The following is a 16,554-nucleotide window of genomic DNA, read 5'->3' on the forward strand; positions in this document are numbered from 1 at the left end:
GCGCTCAGCGTGAGGCACTGTCGTATCTGCGGTTGCGTTTGCAGCGGTACATGGCGTGGTCGGCGTGGCTGATAATCTGGTCCACGTCGGTGGCGTCGTCGGGGCAGACGGCAATGCCGATGGAGCCTGAAACAACACGCACGGTGCCGTTCAGGTTTATGGGGGTGCTGATGGCGGCGGAAACCCGTTCGGATGCGTGCGCCAGATCTTCGTTACTGCGGATATCGTGCAGCAGAACGATGAACTCGTCTCCGCCGATCCGTGCGCATGTGTCCACCTCGCGCAGACTCTGGCGCAGTCTTTCAGCTACGGTGCGCAACACATGGTCGCCTGCTTCATGGCCCAGAGTGTCATTTATCTCTTTAAAATCATTAAGGTCGATGAACAGAACGGCAAAACGGACCCCGTTTCTTTTGCTCATGGCAACGGAACGGCGCAGTCTGTCCATGAAAAGCCGTCTGTTGGGCAGCCCCGTCAGGCCGTCGTGCATGGCCAGATGCCGGATATGCTCTTCGCTGCGTTTTTGTTCCGTGATGTCTTCCAGCACCAGAACTATGTTGGCCGGATGTCCGTCGTTGTCCACCACGGGAGCAACGGAAACAGACAGCCAGCGGTCATCGCCGTCCTTGCGCGGGCTTTTTATCTCCTGCCGCCAGCGCTCACCTTTGTGCAGCGCCTCCCATACCGGTGCCGAGCTTTCAGGGTCGGCCAGCAGCGGCAGCGGCCTGCCCTGCAGTTCGTGCAGCGTAAAGCCGGTTATTTCTTCGTAACGCGGGTTCAGGTGCACGGTGTTTCCGGCAGGGTCGGTGACCACCACGGCCACGGAACTCTGTTCCAGCGCTTCCGACAGCATGCGGATGCGGCTTTCCTGAGCGCGCCGCTGTGAGATATCGCGGGCGATACCCACCGTACCCACGGCCACGGTGTTGCCCGAAGCGTCTTTTTCCATGATGGGACGTTTGATGATATCGGCCCAGATGGAGACCCCTCCGGCACCGGCAAGCCACTGGTCGTATCGCAGGTCGGCCAGCCTTGTCATGGCGTCGGCATCGCTCTGCCGCTGGTTGGCGGCAAGTTCGCCCGGCCACAGGTCTTCGTCTGTCCTGCCGGGAACATCCAGCGGGTCGCGGTGCAGAAAATCGGCAAAGGCCTGATTGACGGCCAGATACACACTGCCTGCGTCCTTGATCCATGCCATGTCGGGCAGTCCGTCCAGCAGGGCGTGCAGCTGCCGTTCGTATGCTCTCAGGTTGGTTATGTCGGCCGAAATACCCAGTACGCCCTGCGGTTGTCCGTTGGCATCCAGCAGAGGCACTTTGCTCACCAGCCCTATGACTGTTCTGCCGTCATGCAGCGGAATGGTGCGTTCGGCATTGATAACCGGACGGCCTGTGTCCAGCACTTCCTGTTCTTCGCGCAGTATGGCGCCGCCGAGGACGGCGGACATGCCCAGATCGGTGTCGGTGAGCCCCAGTATGTCGTTGACAGAAGCGTTGAACAGGTTGCGGGCATACAGTTCGTTGGCTCCCAGATACCTGCTGTTTCTGTCTTTCCAGAAGACATGGTAGGGAATGTGCGCGAGAACGTTTTCCAGCAGGGATGTTTTTTCCGCCAGCTGTTCCTGCAGCCGGTGATGGTCGCTTATGTCACGGGCAATGGCGATGGCGCAGGAAAACCCCTCCAGCTGGACATGGCGGGCGGAGATGAGCACATGGTGAGGTGTGCCGCCGCCGTCGTGCATGACGGCGGGCAGGTTGCTCACACTGCCTTCGCGCTCCAGCATCAGTTCAAACCTGTTGCGTGCACCGTTGCCCCATTCCAGCAGACTGTCCAGAGATTCGCCCAGCAGCTGCCCCCAGTCGCGGGCAAGCAGGCGCTGCAGGCTTTCATTGACGTCCAGCACCAGCCCGGTGTGCAGATTGACCACCATTATGGGATCCGGCGTGGCGTGAAAGGTGGCCTGAAATTTTGCTTCACCGCGGCGCGAGGCAATGTCGGAAAGGGCGCTGTCCGCCTGCTTGCGCAGGTGGGCGCGCTCACGCTCCGCTTCTGCAAGGCGTCTGCGCAGCTGATGGTGGTTTTCTTCCAGCGAACTGAGCTGGGCTGCTGTGCGCGCGTGTTCGCGCAGCTGCTTTGTCCACGCGGCGCGCATCTGCAGCCATGCGGCGATACCGCACAGAGTTGCGGCACAACCACCGGCCAACGGCGGCAGCAAAGCAAAAAGTGCCCCGCTTTCCGGTATTCCGGCAAGGCGCAGAAAAAGAGCAGCTCCCAGCGATGCTGTAATGGCGATAAGCAGCACGGCGGCGCAGATAAACGCAATGCGTTTTCCCGTTCCGTGCTGCACGGCGGACCTGTTGATACCTTCCCCCGCTCCCGCCAGACTTCACCGCCTCCCGTCCCCATGACTGTGCGGCGGCCTGTCGGGATGAATTTCCGGTTGCGGCCGTTCCCCCGCGGACGTCAGGTGCAGCCGGACACTATCGGCATATCATGTAGCAGCCGTGTGTTCAAGATATACAGAGACAGTGCAGTATATGGTGCGCAGGTACAGTATGCCGACTGTACCTGCCATGCTGTGTGCTTCATGCGGCAGATGCGGCTGCATGCTGTGCCCTGCTGGTGCGCGTGCACGTTCGTGCTGCCGGCATCTACTTTTTTTCAGGGGCATATGTTCTGTCTGCGGGCCGACTCAAGCCCTGTGCAGTCGCCCGTGGAGCATCCGTTTTCAAAGTCGCTGCATGCTCCGGCGGCGTCTCCCAGCACCAGTTTTGCGCCGCCTCTGATGTTCCATGCCTGATTATACGCGGTGTCATATTCCAGCGCGCGCGTTGTGTCGCGCACCGCGCCTATGGCGTTGCCCATGCGCAGCATTACAAGACCGCGCCATGTATAGCTTTCGGCCGAAGGCTTCAGCCGTACGGCCTGTGTCATGTCGTCAAAGGCTTTTTCCCACCGTTTCTGTTCGCTGTAGGCAAGCCCCCGCCGCAGAAGCGCTTCGGCATAGTCAGGCTCGGCCTCCAGCGCCTTGTTCAGGTATTCCACTGCTTTTTCGGGGTCGCTGCAGGTATTGTCCTTCCACAGCACATGGGCCATGGCATACCATTTTTCCGCGTCCTGCGAATGGGTACCGCTCATGCCCATGGGGTTGAAGCGCGGCAGTTCCGGCTCTTCGCGCCCGCCGCATGCCGTCAGCAGCAGTGCGGCGCACAGGGTCAGCAGCAGTGCGGTTTTGTGTGCGGTCATGGATATTGCTCCTGCGCGGCAGGTGCCGCGGTATATGTTCTGTGCCGGACACACGCTAGCCTAACAGCCGCCGGCAGGCAATGCAGGGCTTTTATCCGGTGCATGCACGGTTGTACATCGCGCCGTATTATGTGCTATGGCAGAGCATCTGCAATGTCGGCTACGTTGCCGCCGTCACTGCGGCGGCTGTGTTCATTACCTGTTCCGCCATGCTGCCTGCGGGCAGCGGCGGGGCGGATTTATCCCGCAAGGAGAGTAAAATGGCTGAAAAACGTATTCTGATGCTGGTGGGTGATTTTGTGGAAGACTATGAGGCTATGGTGCCTTTTCAGATGCTGGGTATGGTCGGGCATACCGTGCACGCCGTGTGCCCCGGTAAAAAAGCCGGTGAAACGGTTAAAACCGCGGTGCACGATTTTGAAGGCGACCAGACCTATACGGAAAAGCCCGGACACAACTTTATGCTGAACTGCGATTTTGACAGCGTTGATGTGGCGCACTATGACGCGCTGGTTGTTCCCGGCGGCCGTGCACCGGAATATATCCGGCTCAACGCACGGGTTATTGAGATTGTGCGGCAGTTTGACAAGGCCCGCAAGCCCATAGCAGCCGTGTGCCACGGACAGCAGGTGCTGGTGACCGCAGGCGTGCTGCAGGGGCACACCTGCACGGCTTATCCCGCGGTAAAGCCTGACGTGGAGGCGGCGGGCGCCACATGGTGCGAGGTGAACGACACAGCTTCGAACGCCTGCGTCAGCGGGCATGTTGTCACTGCGCCTGCGTGGCCTGCCCACCCCGAATGGATGCGCAAGTTTCTGGAGGTACTGGGAACCCGCATTGAGCCGTAATTTTATTACCGGTAGATAAGAGGCGGGCAGCACGGCTGCCCGCCTTTTCATGTATTCACCTTGACGGAGGCTAGGCTTCGCCCTCGCCGGGGCCGGAAGCGACAGGATACTCGCCGCGCACCGGTGCGGTGGCCCGTCCGAGCCAGTCAATGGTCCTGCCCAGATGATCCATGTTACCCATGCCTTCGGCATCGCCGGAGACTTCGCCTTTGTGCAGGCCGTAGCCCAGATTCCAGTACACGGAACCGGGAACGATCATCTGCGACATCATGAACATGTGGTTGATGCTGTCAAAAACGTGGATGCCGCCGCCTCTGCGCACAGCTACCACAGCGGCCCCTATCTTGCCGCGCAGCAGATGTCCGTTGGCAATGGAGACAAGACCTGTTCTGTCGAGAACGGCCTTCATTTCGGATGAGACATCGGCAAAGTATGTGGGCGACCCCATGATGATTGCGTCGGCGCGGAAAATTTTTTCCGCCAGATCATTGAACAGGTCGGTCGTGACGGAACACCGCCCGTCTTTATTTTCAAAACACTTGTAGCAGGCTATGCAGCCCCGTACCGGTTTGCCGCCCACGCGGACAAGTTCCGTTTCCCATCCTGCTTTTTCCAGCGGGGCCAGAGTCTGGCGCAGCAGGGTTTCCGTATTGCCGCCTTTGCGGGGACTGCCGTTGATGGCTATGGCGTACATGCTGTTCTCCTTGTTGCGGCGGGTGCCGCGTTGCGTTTGCATATGCCGGTCTGCGGCACAGGCGCAGGGCATGGTTTCCATAGTATATGCGGCCCGCTTTCTGGCAAGTACTGAATTAAAAGTGCGTGAGTATGCCGCAGGTAACCACGGATATCACCATGACGGCGTAAAAGACGCAGCGGCGGCTAGCGGATGCGGATGGTGTTGCGGCCTGCTGTTTTGGCCAGATACAGCCGCTGGTCGGCGGCGGCCACGATGCGCTTCGGGGTCAGTTCCGAGGCGGGCAGCTCGTCGGCTTCGGCAATTCCGCCGCTGAAGGTGACCCTCAGATGATGTCCTTCGGCGTCAAAGGTGTGTCCCGAAACCTTTTTCAGCAGCCTGTCCAGAATGCCCAGCGCTTCTTCCCGTCCGCTGTCCAGCAGCAGGATGATGAATTCTTCGCCCCCGAAGCGGGCAACGACATCGTACGGCCTCAGCGATTCCTTCAGCAGGAGGGCAAACTCGCGGATGACTGAGTCGCCGGCCATGTGTCCGTATGTGTCATTTATCCGCTTGAAGTGGTCAAGGTCTAGCAGCGCCACGCAGAGATTGTACTGCCTGCGTTTGTACTGCTCCAGATGTGTTTCCAGCTGACGGAAGAAATGCCTGCGGTTGAAGAGTCCCGTCAGATAGTCGGTCATGGTCATCTGTTCCAGTTCCTGCTGGTATGACTTCAGTTTGCTGATGTCCATGAGAACACCGGCGGCGCGGCCGGAACTGTTGATCATCTGTCCCCGGCACAGCACCCAGCGTTTTTTTCCGCCTGTATCAAGCTGCATTTCTTCTTCAAAGGTGCGGGTGTCGTTTTGCTGCATGTTGCGCAGCGTATGTACAAAGGGCATGGCACCTGTAAGAGAGCGGTTGCCGGCCATGGATCCCAGGGCCGTCTGCAGCGGGGTGTCGCTGCCGCCCAGCATGGTGTGGGCTGTTCTGTCCAGCGATACATGGTCGGATTTCAGGTCCCAGTCCCACCAGCCCAGATTGCCCGCCCACAACGCCAGCGAAAGCCGTTGTTCGCTTCTCAGCGTCCGTTCCTCGGCTTTGCGGCGTGAGGCGATTTCCGCGGTAAGCCTGCGGTTGAAGCGCAGCAGAACAAGGCACAGTCCTACGGCTCCCGCCAGAATGCCTATGCCGGCCCGCACACCCCAGTGGGCGAGCAGGCTGGACGACAGATCAGGATCATGAAGAAAGCCTTTCAGCGTATAATCGGCGTCAGCCAGCCCCAGCTGTACCAGCGTGTCGGCCATGTGTTTCCAGCGGCCGGGATTCATGTGCCCCAGATCGACCAGATGCGGCATAACCAGTTTGCGGCTTTCTTCCGCTTCGAACAGCAGATGCTCGCGCGAGTGGGCAAAGGGGTGATCGCTGTATTTGTTCAGAATGATGTCCACGGCTTCGTCCACATGGTCAAAGGCGTAGGCCCAGCCTTTCATGCTGGCTTCTATGAATGCCTCTGTGCGTTCGGGGTGCCTGCGCACTTCGTTTTCTGAAGAAAAAATGGAATTGCCGTAGAAATCGATACCATACTGGATGGGCCGGATGAGCCGGTAGGGAATGCCCCGCTCGCGCAGAAAAAAAGGCTGGCTGAAAGAATATGCCGAAATGGCGTCAACCTTGCCGTCCAGCAGCAGCTGGGGATTGAATGTCGAATCCACGTGGGTCAGCTGGCTGATGTCGATGCCTTCGTTATGCAGCATGGCATAGGTTTCGGCGTCGCTTTCCAGCCTGCCCATTTCAAAGACTCTGCCCACAAGGTCCTGAGGGGTGTAGATGCCGGAATCCGCCCGTGTGAGAATACAGCTGGCAGAGTGCTGAAACACTGCGGCCAGCATGACCAGCGGTGCACCGCGCAGCCTTGCCAGCAGCACTTCGGCGGCACCTATGCCGTACTGGGCATTGCCGCGCAGCACCTCCTGCACCGGCACTATGCCCGGCCCGCCGGGTATTATGGTCACATCCAGTCCGCGTTCCGCATAAAAGCCTTTTTCTTTGGCAACATAAAAACCGGCAAACTCGAATTCATGCGTCCAGTGCAGTTGCAGCGTAACCGGCTGCAGGCCCGATGCCCGGACAGGCTGCGCCTGCAGCAGTGTAGTGCACAGGCACAGAACGGCCCATGCGGCAAGCCCGGAAAGGGTGAGAAAAAAACGCCGGCAGCGCGGGACAGTCATGGCCTTGAGTATTCTCCCTGATGCAGCAGGGCGGCTGTGCGCGGTGCCCCGTTGAATCCGCCTGCAATTAAGTACGGTGATTAGCTGTGATAACCGGACAGTAATGCCGATCAGTATGCATATTGTCAACAAAATGTCTATGATACATTTTTAGAGCCGGTATTTGTCCGTCGTGTGGGGCGGGCGGAAACAGGATCGTCGGGCCATGGATGTTTGGGGTAGCGCCCTTTCATTTCAGCTTTGACCTGCCGGTACCCGTTTTTCCAGAATCCTTCGAGGTCCTGAGTTATCTGCAGCGGTCTGCCCGCAGGTGAAAGCAGATGGACAAGCACCGGTATGCGCCCGTTGCCTATGGCGGGCGTGGCTGTGGCACCGAACATTTCCTGCAGCTTTACCGCCAGCACCGGCACAGGGCCGGAATAGTCCAGCCGGATATTTGAACCTGAAGGGACGGTGAGCAGTTCCGGTGCCTCCTGCTCCAGACGGGCAGGCAACGGCCATGGCAGCATCGCCTGCAGGGCTGTTTTCAGGTTCAGGTTTTTCAGCTGTGTCCGCCGCCGGATACCGTCCAGAAAAGGGGCAAGCCATGTTTCCAGTGTCGCCAGCAACGTTTCTTCCGAAAAATCGGGCCAGATGTTTATCTGGTCTGCTCCGCACGGTTCGTGCCTGCGCAGCAGCATGACCCGCTGCCGCAGGGTTTCTGTCTCGCGGGTCCAGGGCAGGGCACTCAGTCCCATGCTGCGGATGCCTTCGCACATGGCCTGCACCGCGGACTGCGTATGGGGTTTTTCTGGGAGAGGACGCACTTCCAGCGGCAGCTTCCACAGCGTGCGTTGCGTCGTTGCCTCCACTGCTTCTGTCTGCGGGTTCCATTGAATGTTGTCCTGCTGCGCGATGTTGTCTGCGTACAGGGTTTCCACGGTGCGGCTGTCCAGCGCCGCGGCGGCATGAATGCGTGCGTCCGCGTTTTGTCCGTCCAGCTCGGCCGCTACGATGAAGTGGCTTCCGGCCAGCGGGTGGGTGGCAGCTACGATGGCGGCTCTGCCGCAGGTAAGCAGAAAGCGGCCCTGCCCCGTGGCTTTGCCTATGCGGTCGGGAAAGGCCAGTGCGCAGAGCGCAGCGCAGCGCGCATCCGCAGGCAGTGTGCGCAATGCCTGTACCGCTGGCCGGTCGTCCGGGCCTTTTCCGGCGGCGGCCGCCAGACGTCTGGCCATCTGCGCCGTGCGTGCCGCCGCACGGCTGTCTGTGGTGCGGCCTGTGGCAGCGTCTTCTATGACGGTGCCCAGGTCGGCCTGCCTGCGCAGGGCCGATGGTGCTTCTGAAAACACGGCGGCTATGCGGCAGGCCTGTTCCAGAATGTCGGGCTGTCCCGTATCCGCCGCTGTGATTACCATGTGCGCCAGCCGGGGGTGCACCGGCAGGGCGGCCATGCGCGCGCCGTGCTGTGTGATGTGACGCAGGCCGGTAGAGGGGGCAGGCTTCAGAGCGCCCAGCTGGCACAACAGCATTGCGGCCTGTTCCATGCTGGAATGCGGCGGCGGTGTCAGCCACGGCAGCGAATTATGGTCGCAAGCCCCCCAGCGGGCCAGTTCCAGTGCCAGCGGCACAAGGTCTGCTTCCAGTATTTCCGGTCTGTCAAAGGCGGGCATGGCCGGTTCGTCGGCTTTGCTCCACAGCCGGTAGCAGATACCCTCCTGCAGCCTGCCGGCGCGTCCCTGCCGCTGTGCGGCCGCGGCCAGTGACGCTCTGCGTGTGACCAGTCCCGTCATGCCGCTGCGCGGGTCAAACTGTGCTTTGCGCGTCAGGCCGCTGTCCACCACAATGCGTATGCCTTCAAGAGTCAGGCTTGTTTCGGCAACGGATGTGGACAGCACCACTTTGCGCACCCCCTGCGGGGCGGGACATATGGCCGCGTCCTGCTGCTGCGGGGTCAGTCTGCCGTGCAGCGGCAGCACCTGCACGCGGCAGCCGTCCGGTGACACCGCGCCTTGCAGCGCCTCGGCCACCAGAGTTATTTCCCGCAGACCGGGCAGAAAGGCCAGAATGCTGCCTTGTTCTTCGTACAACGCGCGGCGTATGCCGTCTGCAATAAGCTGTATGCAGTGATGTCTGTCGAGCATTGAACGGCCGGCAGGCGGCGCAATGTGCCGGGTATGCACGGCATGGCTGCGTCCGGTGGCGGTCAGTACCGGACATCCGCCCATCAGCGCCGCCACGGGAGCGCCGTCAAGGGTGGCGGACATGACAATCAGCCGCAGTTCGGGGCGTAAGGCGGCCTGAACTTCAAGACACAGTGTCAGGCCCAGATCGCCCTGCAGGCTGCGTTCGTGAAATTCGTCAAAAATGACGCATGCCACATCCGTCAGAGCGGGGTCCGACTGGATCATGCGTGTGAGCACCCCCTCTGTGACCACCTCTATGCGGGTACCGGAGCCTGTACAGCTGTGGTGGCGCACTCTGAATCCCACAGTTTCACCGGTGCGCTGCCCCAGCATCTGAGCCATGCGCCGCGCGGCACTGCGGGCTGCAAGCCTGCGGGGTTCCAGCATCACTATACGTCCGGCGGGCAGCTGCGCGTGCAGCAGAGCCAGTGGCACCGCCGTGGTTTTACCGGCTCCGGGGGGGGCCTGCAGAACGCAGCATGTTGTGCGGGCCAGTGTGTCGGTAAGTTCTTGCAGAATTCCGGACACGGGCAGCTGTTGTGTGGCAGCGGGCAGAAAAAGAGACATGACGGACAGGTATTCCTTGTTTTGCGGGGTGCTCCGGATGCGGCGCGCATGTACAGACTGTTTCCGGTCAGCAGTATTTGCTTGGTGCGGAGGGTTTTGTCAAAGCCGCCGGGGATACTCCGCACTTGCGTTCGGGGCTGTCATGCGGCAGAACAACATGAGGATTATTCCGTCCGGCCCCTTTCCGCATGTCAGGGGAGTGCCGGAAAAGACCGCCCGCGGGAGGGCGTGCGGTCGAGCCGGCGGTATGCACACTATATCTGCAGGAGCTGAATGATGATAAAACGAAACCGTTATATTGTGTATGCCTGTCTTATGCTGGCCACGGGCGCCCTTCTTATGCTCGGCGCCTGTGCCGGTCACAGGGGGAGTCAGGCTGTTCCGGCGTCTCCGGCTGATTCCGCCGTGCTGACTGCCGGTGAGTGGCAGCTGACCTCGCTGGCGGATACGCACGTTTCCGCCGATGCCGGAGTCACGCTTGTTTTTGACGAGGACGGCCGTCTGTACGGCTATTCCGGTTGCAATAATTACTTCGGTACGTGGCAGTTGAAAGACGGCGCACTGACTTTCGGTCCCATGGGCAGTACCAAGCGTGCGTGCGAGGAAAAAGCCATGCGCACCGAGTATGAGTACTTCCGGACCATGACCGGTGTCACCCGTGCGCTGCGCGGGCATGACGGCAGCCTTGTTCTTGCACCGGCGGCGGATGCGCCCGTGCAGGAATCACTCGTATTTATCCGTAAATAAAACCTTGCGCGCGGCGGATGCTCTTTACGCCGCGCGCAACGGACACTCCGGCACGGCATGGCGCCGTGCACCCGCCGCATGACAGGATGCTGCCGCCCCGGGCTGGAGCATTTCCGGTGCTGTATGCTGCATCCTGCTTTTCCAGCTTTTTTGCCGGCAGTATGTCTTTGCGCCTCCGGGCCGCATAACTGCCGTGTTCCGCTGCAACCCTAACCTACGCCATTCGGGGGTTACATAATGACAACAAGAACACAGACCGGCGGTCTGCAGGTGGCATCGTGCCTTTCCTGCCTTGTCGCCAATGAGATAGCGCCGGATACGGGTGTCGACCCTGTGGATTTCTGGGCGGGCGCCGAAGCATTGTTCAGGGATTTTGCGCCGCGCAACAAAGAACTGCTGGAACTGCGCGAAAGCATGCAGCAGTCCGTTGACGCGTGGCACCGCGAACGTGCCGGCAAGCCCCACGATGCGGCGGAATACAAGGCGTTTCTGGAAAAAACAGGCTATCTGCTGCCTGAAGGGGAGGATTTTACCATTTCTCCTGAGAATGTGGACCCGGAAATAGCCGAGGTTGCCGGACCGCAGCTGGTAGTGCCTATTACCAACGCCCGTTATGCCGTCAATGCGGCCAATGCCCGCTGGGGCAGCCTGTATGACGCCCTGTACGGCACCGACGTGATCGCTGAAACGGACGGCATGGAAAAAGGGCCGGACTACAATCCGGTGCGGGGGCGCGAGGTAATGCGTCTTGCAACGGCGTTTCTGGACAGAGCAGTGCCGCTGGACGGAATGTCGCATGGTGATGTGACTGCGTATATCCTGCTTCAGGACGGCCGGCGCCGTGTGCTGGCGGCCCGCGACGCATCGGGGAAAGAGACGGGACTCGCCGCGCCGGAGCAGTTTGTCGGTTTTTCCGGCGGTGATGCGCCTGCCGTGGTTGTTCTGCGCAATAACGGCCTGCATATTGAGCTGCATGTGGACAGAACGCATCCCGTGGGGGCGGCGCATCCTGCCGGTGTGAAAGATGTGGTCCTTGAAGCGGCAGTGACTACCATTCAGGACTGCGAAGATTCTGTAAGCGCCGTGGATGCCCACGACAAGACCAGAACGTACCAGTCATGGCTGGGGCTGATCAAAGGCGATCTGGAAGCCAGCTTTGTGAAGGACGGAACACTGCGCGTGCGCACGCTCAATCCGGACAGGGAATATACGGCGCCTGACGGCAGCGCTCTTGTGCTGCCCGGCCGCAGCCTGATGCTTATCCGCAACGTGGGGCATCTTATGACCACGGATGCCGTGCTGACGGAGGACGGCAGCCCCGTACCGGAGGGGATTCTGGACGCTCTGATGACAGGCTATGTGGCGCTGCACGAACTGAAGGGCAACGTACGCTACCGCAATAGCCGCACAGGCAGTGTGTATATCGTCAAGCCCAAGATGCACGGTCCGGAGGAAGTCCACTTCACCTGCGATCTTTTCAGCAGGGTGGAGGATATTCTGGGACTGCCCCGTCATATGCTCAAGGTGGGGATTATGGATGAAGAGCGCCGCACGTCGCTGAATCTTAAAGAGTGCATCCGCGCGGCCCGCGAACGGGTTATTTTTATCAATACCGGCTTTCTGGATCGTACCGGCGACGAGGTTCATACCTGCATGGAGGCGGGGCCGGTTGTCAGAAAGAATGATATGAAGGCGGAGCGCTGGATAGCTGCATACGAGGACTGGAACGTGGATGTGGGGCTGGCCTGCGGTTTTTCGGGCAGGGCGCAGATAGGCAAGGGCATGTGGCCCAAGCCCGACAGCATGCGCGAAATGCTGGAAACCAAAGGGGCGCATCCCCGCGCGGGTGCAGGTTGCGCATGGGTGCCCTCGCCTGCTGCAGCTACGCTGCATGCCATGCATTATCATGATGTGAACGTGCGCGATGTCCAGACAGCGCTGGCCGCCCGACGGCGCGCCTGCCGTGATGACATGCTGGTGCTGCCGCTGCTGCGTTCGGCACCTGATGCAGGTGCCGTGCGTGAAGAACTGGAAAATAACATCCAGAGCATACTCGGATACGTGGTGCGCTGGATCGAGCAGGGAATCGGTTGTTCCAAGGTGCCTGATATTCACAATGTGGGGCTGATGGAAGACCGTGCCACGCTGCGTATTTCCAGTCAGCATATCGCCAACTGGCTGCATCACGGCGTATGCACGCGGGAAGAAGTTATGGCCGTGTTTAAAAAAATGGCCGCAGTGGTGGATTCGCAGAATGCCGGACATCAGGCGTACACGCCCATGGCGCCTGATTTTGAACGCAGCATCGCCTTTCAGGCGGCGTGTGATCTGGTTTTCAAGGGGCGCGAGCAGCCCAGCGGCTATACCGAGCCGGTGCTGCACCAGCGCAGGCGCGAAGCAAAAACGCGTTTCGGGCAGGTGTAAACGGCCGGAGCATTCGGGCGGCTGCGCTGTCCGGCCGCATTGCCGGATACGGCAGGCCATGCCGGTCCGGCCCGAGCAGGCAGGTTTGTTAATCAGGGCGGTGTCGTTACGGCACCGCCTTTTTTGCTGTGCAGGAACCGCAGCAAAGAAGTCCGGCGCGCAAAAAAAGCCCCGCACCGTTGCCGGTGCGGGGGAGTGTGCGCATTACGCCGCGCGGCACCTGCGGTGCAGATGCTGGCGGTACGGATTAGTAACGACGGCCGTAGCCGCCGCCCTGTCCGCCACGGTTGCCGTAGCCGCCGCCACCGCCGCTGCGACGGAAGCCGCCGCCACCGCCGCCGCCGGAGCGTTCGGGACGAGGACGAGCTTCGTTCACGGTGATGGAGCGACCGCCCATTTCGCGGCCGTTCAGGGCTTCGATAGCAGCGTTGGCTTCAGAGTCTTCGGCCATTTCTACAAAGCCGAAGCCTTTGGAACGACCAGTGTCGTGGTCAGTGATGATGCGGACCTTGTCGACAGCGCCGAACTCTTCAAAGGCTCCACGCAGGTCGTCTTCGGACATCTGGTAAGAAAGGTTGCCAACATAAATGTTCATCAGGGTTTATCCTCACACTTCGCCATTCGTTAATCTAAAATTCCAGAGTCAGTCCATGGCGAAGCCAGACAGCCCGGGGTGCACACACACCCTAGCGGTACTCGGTGTATGCCGCGTTTCTTCTTGTACAAGGCGGCCGCATAAAGCGTTTGCCGTCTGCCCCGTCAGGATGCTGTGAGATACCGCTAAAAAGAGGCAGACAACTACGCAGAATCATGCCGCGAGAATTTATGCAAGTGTTTTTTTGCGGAGCAACATAAAAAAACCGTTCAGCATGCCGTGATATTGGCTGTGGCGGGCGCATGGTTGCTTGCTCCGGCGCTGATTTTCCACAGCTTATTATTTTTTCAGAAAGTATAGGATATTGATTGGGCAATGGAAAAAAGAAGCTCCGGGCGTCGGTGCCGAAGGTGGGGGGGGATACCTTGGGCGCCGCGTTTCCCGGAGCTGGTCGGAAGGCAGTGTTACAGGCGGTACCGCGCAAAGACGACCCGCCGGAAGAATCAAGCAAGTTCTGTGCAGACAGGGCAATGGCCGGTGTATTCAGGGTGATAAGTTGTTGCTGCGGCATCTTGCCCCTGCAAAAAATGTAAATATGTCCGACATGATGACTGTCTATCCGACACCGGCTGCCGTGCTGCGGCATTGCGGCGCAGCCGGTAAACACGTATTACCATGGCAGGTTGCACAAAAAAACAGATTATCCGGTATGCTGCGGCATAGCAGGAAGGAGGCGGAGCCGGTGAAGGTGGAGACAACGGTGCGGGCATGGCCTGTGCAGGGCGAGTTTGCCATTTCCCGCGGCAGCAGAACAGAGGCCGTGGTGGTTGAGGTGCGCATATACGGCGAAGGAGCGCAGGGTCGCGGCGAGTGCGTGCCCTATGCCCGTTACGGAGAAAGTGTTGAGGGCGTTTGCACAGCTGTGCACGAAGCCGTGCGCGGAATGGGCGGGCGGCCGGACAGACAGCTTTTGCAGACCCTGCTGCCTGCCGGTGCTGCGCGTAACGGGCTGGATTGTGCTCTGTGGGAGTACGAGGCCGCACTGCGCGGCGAGCGGGTGTGGCAGCTGGCAGGCTGTATGCGGCCCGTGCCCGTGCATACCGCCTATACGCTCAGTCTGGGTACGCCTCTGGCCATGGGCGCCGCCGCACGGGAAAATGCGCACAGACCGCTTTTGAAGGTCAAGCTGGGCGGCGCAGGCGATATGGAGCGAATCCGCGCTGTGCACGAAAATGCCCCTGAAGCCCGCCTGATTATTGATGCCAATGAGGCATGGACAGTACAGCAGTATGTGCAGCGGGCGCCGCAGCTGGCGTGTCTGGGCGTGGCTCTTGTGGAGCAGCCGCTGCCTGCGGGGGCGGATGCCGGACTGGCCGGGCTGGACCGTCCCGTGCCGGTATGCGCCGATGAATCCTGTCACGACAGAGCAACATTGCCGCGTCTTGCCGGTCTGTACGATGCGGTGAACATCAAGCTGGATAAGACCGGTGGCCTGACGGAAGCGCTGGCCATGCGCGATGAGGCTGTACGCATGGGCTTCAGAGTGATGGTAGGGTGCATGCTGGGGTCGTCCCTTGCCATGGCGCCGGCCCATCTTGTGGCACAGGGTGCTGATTTTGCAGATATTGACGGTCCCCTGCTGCTGGCTGCCGATCACGATCCGGCGCTGTGCTACGAGGGCAGTCTGGTGTATCCTCCGGAACCTGCCCTGTGGGGATAGGGCGCAGCGCGGCGCCGCGGCGGACGCGCGCCATGACAAATGTCCGGACGGCGGACAAAAAGTTCACGTAATGACGTCGAAAGTGTTCACACAAGTGCGGAATTGACGTAAGAATGCAGCAATCCCTTTATGAACGGGGGCAGAACTTTTCTGCGAGCCGCTGGATTCGCATGAACGACCTGCCGGATGCAGGTCTGGTCAGACTCTCTGAGGCGAGACCGGATGGCTCATAACCAAACGGAGAAAAATCGATGAAAAAGCTGATTAATGCCGTTGATGATGTCGTCCGGGAGCAGCTGCAGGGCATGGCCGCCGCTCATCCCGAACTGCTGGTCCATCTGGACCCGCATTATGTGTGCCGCAGAGATATTCCCGAAGGCAAGGTGGCTGTTGTTTCCGGCGGGGGCAGCGGGCACGAACCCATGCACGGCGGTTTTGTGGGGCATGGCATGCTGGACGGGGCCTGCCCCGGAGAGGTGTTTACATCGCCCACGCCCGACCAGATGTATGAATGCGCCAAAGCTGTGGACCGCGGTGCCGGCGTGCTGTTCATTGTCAAAAACTACACCGGCGACGTGATGAATTTTGAAACCGCCGCCGAACTGTGCCATGCCGATGGCATCAAGGTGCAGAACATACTTATCGACGACGACGTTGCCGTGAAGGACAGCCTGTATACTGCTGGACGTCGCGGGGTGGGCACCACCGTGCTGGCGGAAAAAATTGTAGGCGCCGCAGCCGAAGCCGGTTATTCGCTGGAACAATGCGCCGACCTGTGCCGCAGGGTGAACAGTTGCGGGCGCTCCATGGGCGTTGCACTGACATCCTGCACGGTGCCTGCGGCGGGCAAGCCTACTTTTGAGCTGGCCGACGGCGAGATTGAAATCGGCATCGGTATTCATGGTGAACCCGGAACGCACCGCAGCTCCATGCAGACGGCGGATGAGCTGACAACCATTGTGGCTCAGGGCATTCTGGACGATCCTGCCTATACCCGCACCGTGCGTGAACTCAATCATGATACCGGCCAGTGGGAAGACAAAAAACTTACCGATGAGCCTTTTGCCAAAGGCGACCGGGTCATTGCTTTTGTAAACAGCATGGGCGGCACCCCCGTAAGCGAACTGTACGCCGTTTACCGCAAGCTGGATGCCATCTGCCGCGACAGGGGCATCGTCATCGAACGCAATCTTATCGGCCCCTACATCACTTCACTGGAAATGCAGGGATTTTCCATCACGCTGCTTAAAGTGGATGATGAAATGCTGAAGTTCTGGGACGCCGGAGCAAACACCCCCGGTTTTGTAAAAATCTGATAACAACATATCCGCCTGCGGGGTC

11 protein-coding genes are annotated in these 16,554 nt (G+C 60.1%); 5 read left to right on the forward strand and 6 right to left on the reverse strand.

Annotated features, from left to right (window positions below; translation table 11 throughout):
- Window positions 1-4: 4 nt before the first annotated feature.
- Together H586_RS20085 and H586_RS0109580 are read right to left on the reverse strand one after the other, a co-directional pair.
- Window positions 5-2,347 carry a sensor domain-containing protein gene (locus H586_RS20085; protein WP_011367187.1) on the reverse strand — a complete coding sequence of 781 codons (2,343 nt, stop codon included), beginning with the start codon at window positions 2,345-2,347 and terminating at the stop codon, window positions 5-7.
- A 314-nt stretch (window positions 2,348-2,661) separates the two neighbouring features.
- Window positions 2,662-3,246 (reverse strand): tetratricopeptide repeat protein, encoded by a 585-nt coding sequence (locus tag H586_RS0109580; RefSeq protein ID WP_011367189.1) that lies wholly within the window; start codon window positions 3,244-3,246, stop codon window positions 2,662-2,664.
- Between the two features lie 260 nt (window positions 3,247-3,506).
- On the opposite strand from H586_RS0109580, the gene H586_RS0109585 reads away from it, so the two are divergent.
- Complete coding sequence (locus H586_RS0109585; RefSeq protein WP_027181914.1) at window positions 3,507-4,094, forward strand: DJ-1/PfpI family protein; 588 nt, start codon at window positions 3,507-3,509, stop codon at window positions 4,092-4,094.
- Between the two features lie 70 nt (window positions 4,095-4,164).
- Here the strand turns inward: H586_RS0109585 and H586_RS0109590 are convergent, their stop codons facing one another.
- The 3 genes from H586_RS0109590 to hrpB form a co-directional block, all read right to left on the reverse strand.
- Window positions 4,165-4,788, reverse strand: a complete 624-nt coding sequence (locus tag H586_RS0109590) for a flavodoxin family protein (protein WP_011367191.1) — start codon at window positions 4,786-4,788, stop codon at window positions 4,165-4,167.
- Window positions 4,789-4,973: 185 nt separating this feature from the next.
- On the reverse strand, window positions 4,974-6,998 hold the full coding sequence (locus H586_RS20090; protein ID WP_051363964.1) for a GGDEF domain-containing protein: 2,025 nt from the start codon (window positions 6,996-6,998) through the stop codon (window positions 4,974-4,976).
- Between the two features lie 137 nt (window positions 6,999-7,135).
- On the reverse strand, window positions 7,136-9,727 hold the full coding sequence (gene hrpB, locus H586_RS0109600; protein WP_034619011.1) for an ATP-dependent helicase HrpB: 2,592 nt from the start codon (window positions 9,725-9,727) through the stop codon (window positions 7,136-7,138).
- A gap of 273 nt (window positions 9,728-10,000) precedes the next feature.
- On the opposite strand from hrpB, the gene H586_RS20095 reads away from it, so the two are divergent.
- Together H586_RS20095 and H586_RS0109615 are read left to right on the forward strand one after the other, a co-directional pair.
- Window positions 10,001-10,474 (forward strand): META domain-containing protein, encoded by a 474-nt coding sequence (locus H586_RS20095; protein ID WP_081701814.1) that lies wholly within the window; start codon window positions 10,001-10,003, stop codon window positions 10,472-10,474.
- A 237-nt stretch (window positions 10,475-10,711) separates the two neighbouring features.
- Window positions 10,712-12,898, forward strand: coding sequence for a malate synthase G (locus H586_RS0109615; protein ID WP_027181916.1), 2,187 nt, complete (start codon window positions 10,712-10,714; stop codon window positions 12,896-12,898).
- 247 nt (window positions 12,899-13,145) lie between these two features.
- Here H586_RS0109615 and H586_RS0109625 read toward each other — a convergent pair whose 3' ends face one another.
- Window positions 13,146-13,493: an RNA recognition motif domain-containing protein gene (locus tag H586_RS0109625; protein WP_027181917.1), complete on the reverse strand. Its 348-nt coding sequence runs from the start codon at window positions 13,491-13,493 to the stop codon at window positions 13,146-13,148.
- A gap of 742 nt (window positions 13,494-14,235) precedes the next feature.
- Between H586_RS0109625 and dgcA the strand changes: the two genes are divergently transcribed.
- Both dgcA and dhaK read left to right on the forward strand, forming a co-directional pair.
- On the forward strand, window positions 14,236-15,213 hold the full coding sequence (gene dgcA, locus H586_RS0109630; RefSeq protein WP_027181918.1) for an N-acetyl-D-Glu racemase DgcA: 978 nt from the start codon (window positions 14,236-14,238) through the stop codon (window positions 15,211-15,213).
- Between the two features lie 251 nt (window positions 15,214-15,464).
- The gene (gene dhaK, locus H586_RS0109635; RefSeq protein ID WP_011367198.1) at window positions 15,465-16,529 is read left to right on the forward strand and encodes a dihydroxyacetone kinase subunit DhaK; all 1,065 of its coding nucleotides are present in this window, start codon (window positions 15,465-15,467) and stop codon (window positions 16,527-16,529) included.
- Window positions 16,530-16,554 lie beyond the last annotated feature (25 nt).

Source organism: Oleidesulfovibrio alaskensis DSM 16109 (assembly GCF_000482745.1).
Lineage (GTDB): Bacteria > Desulfobacterota > Desulfovibrionia > Desulfovibrionales > Desulfovibrionaceae > Oleidesulfovibrio > Oleidesulfovibrio alaskensis.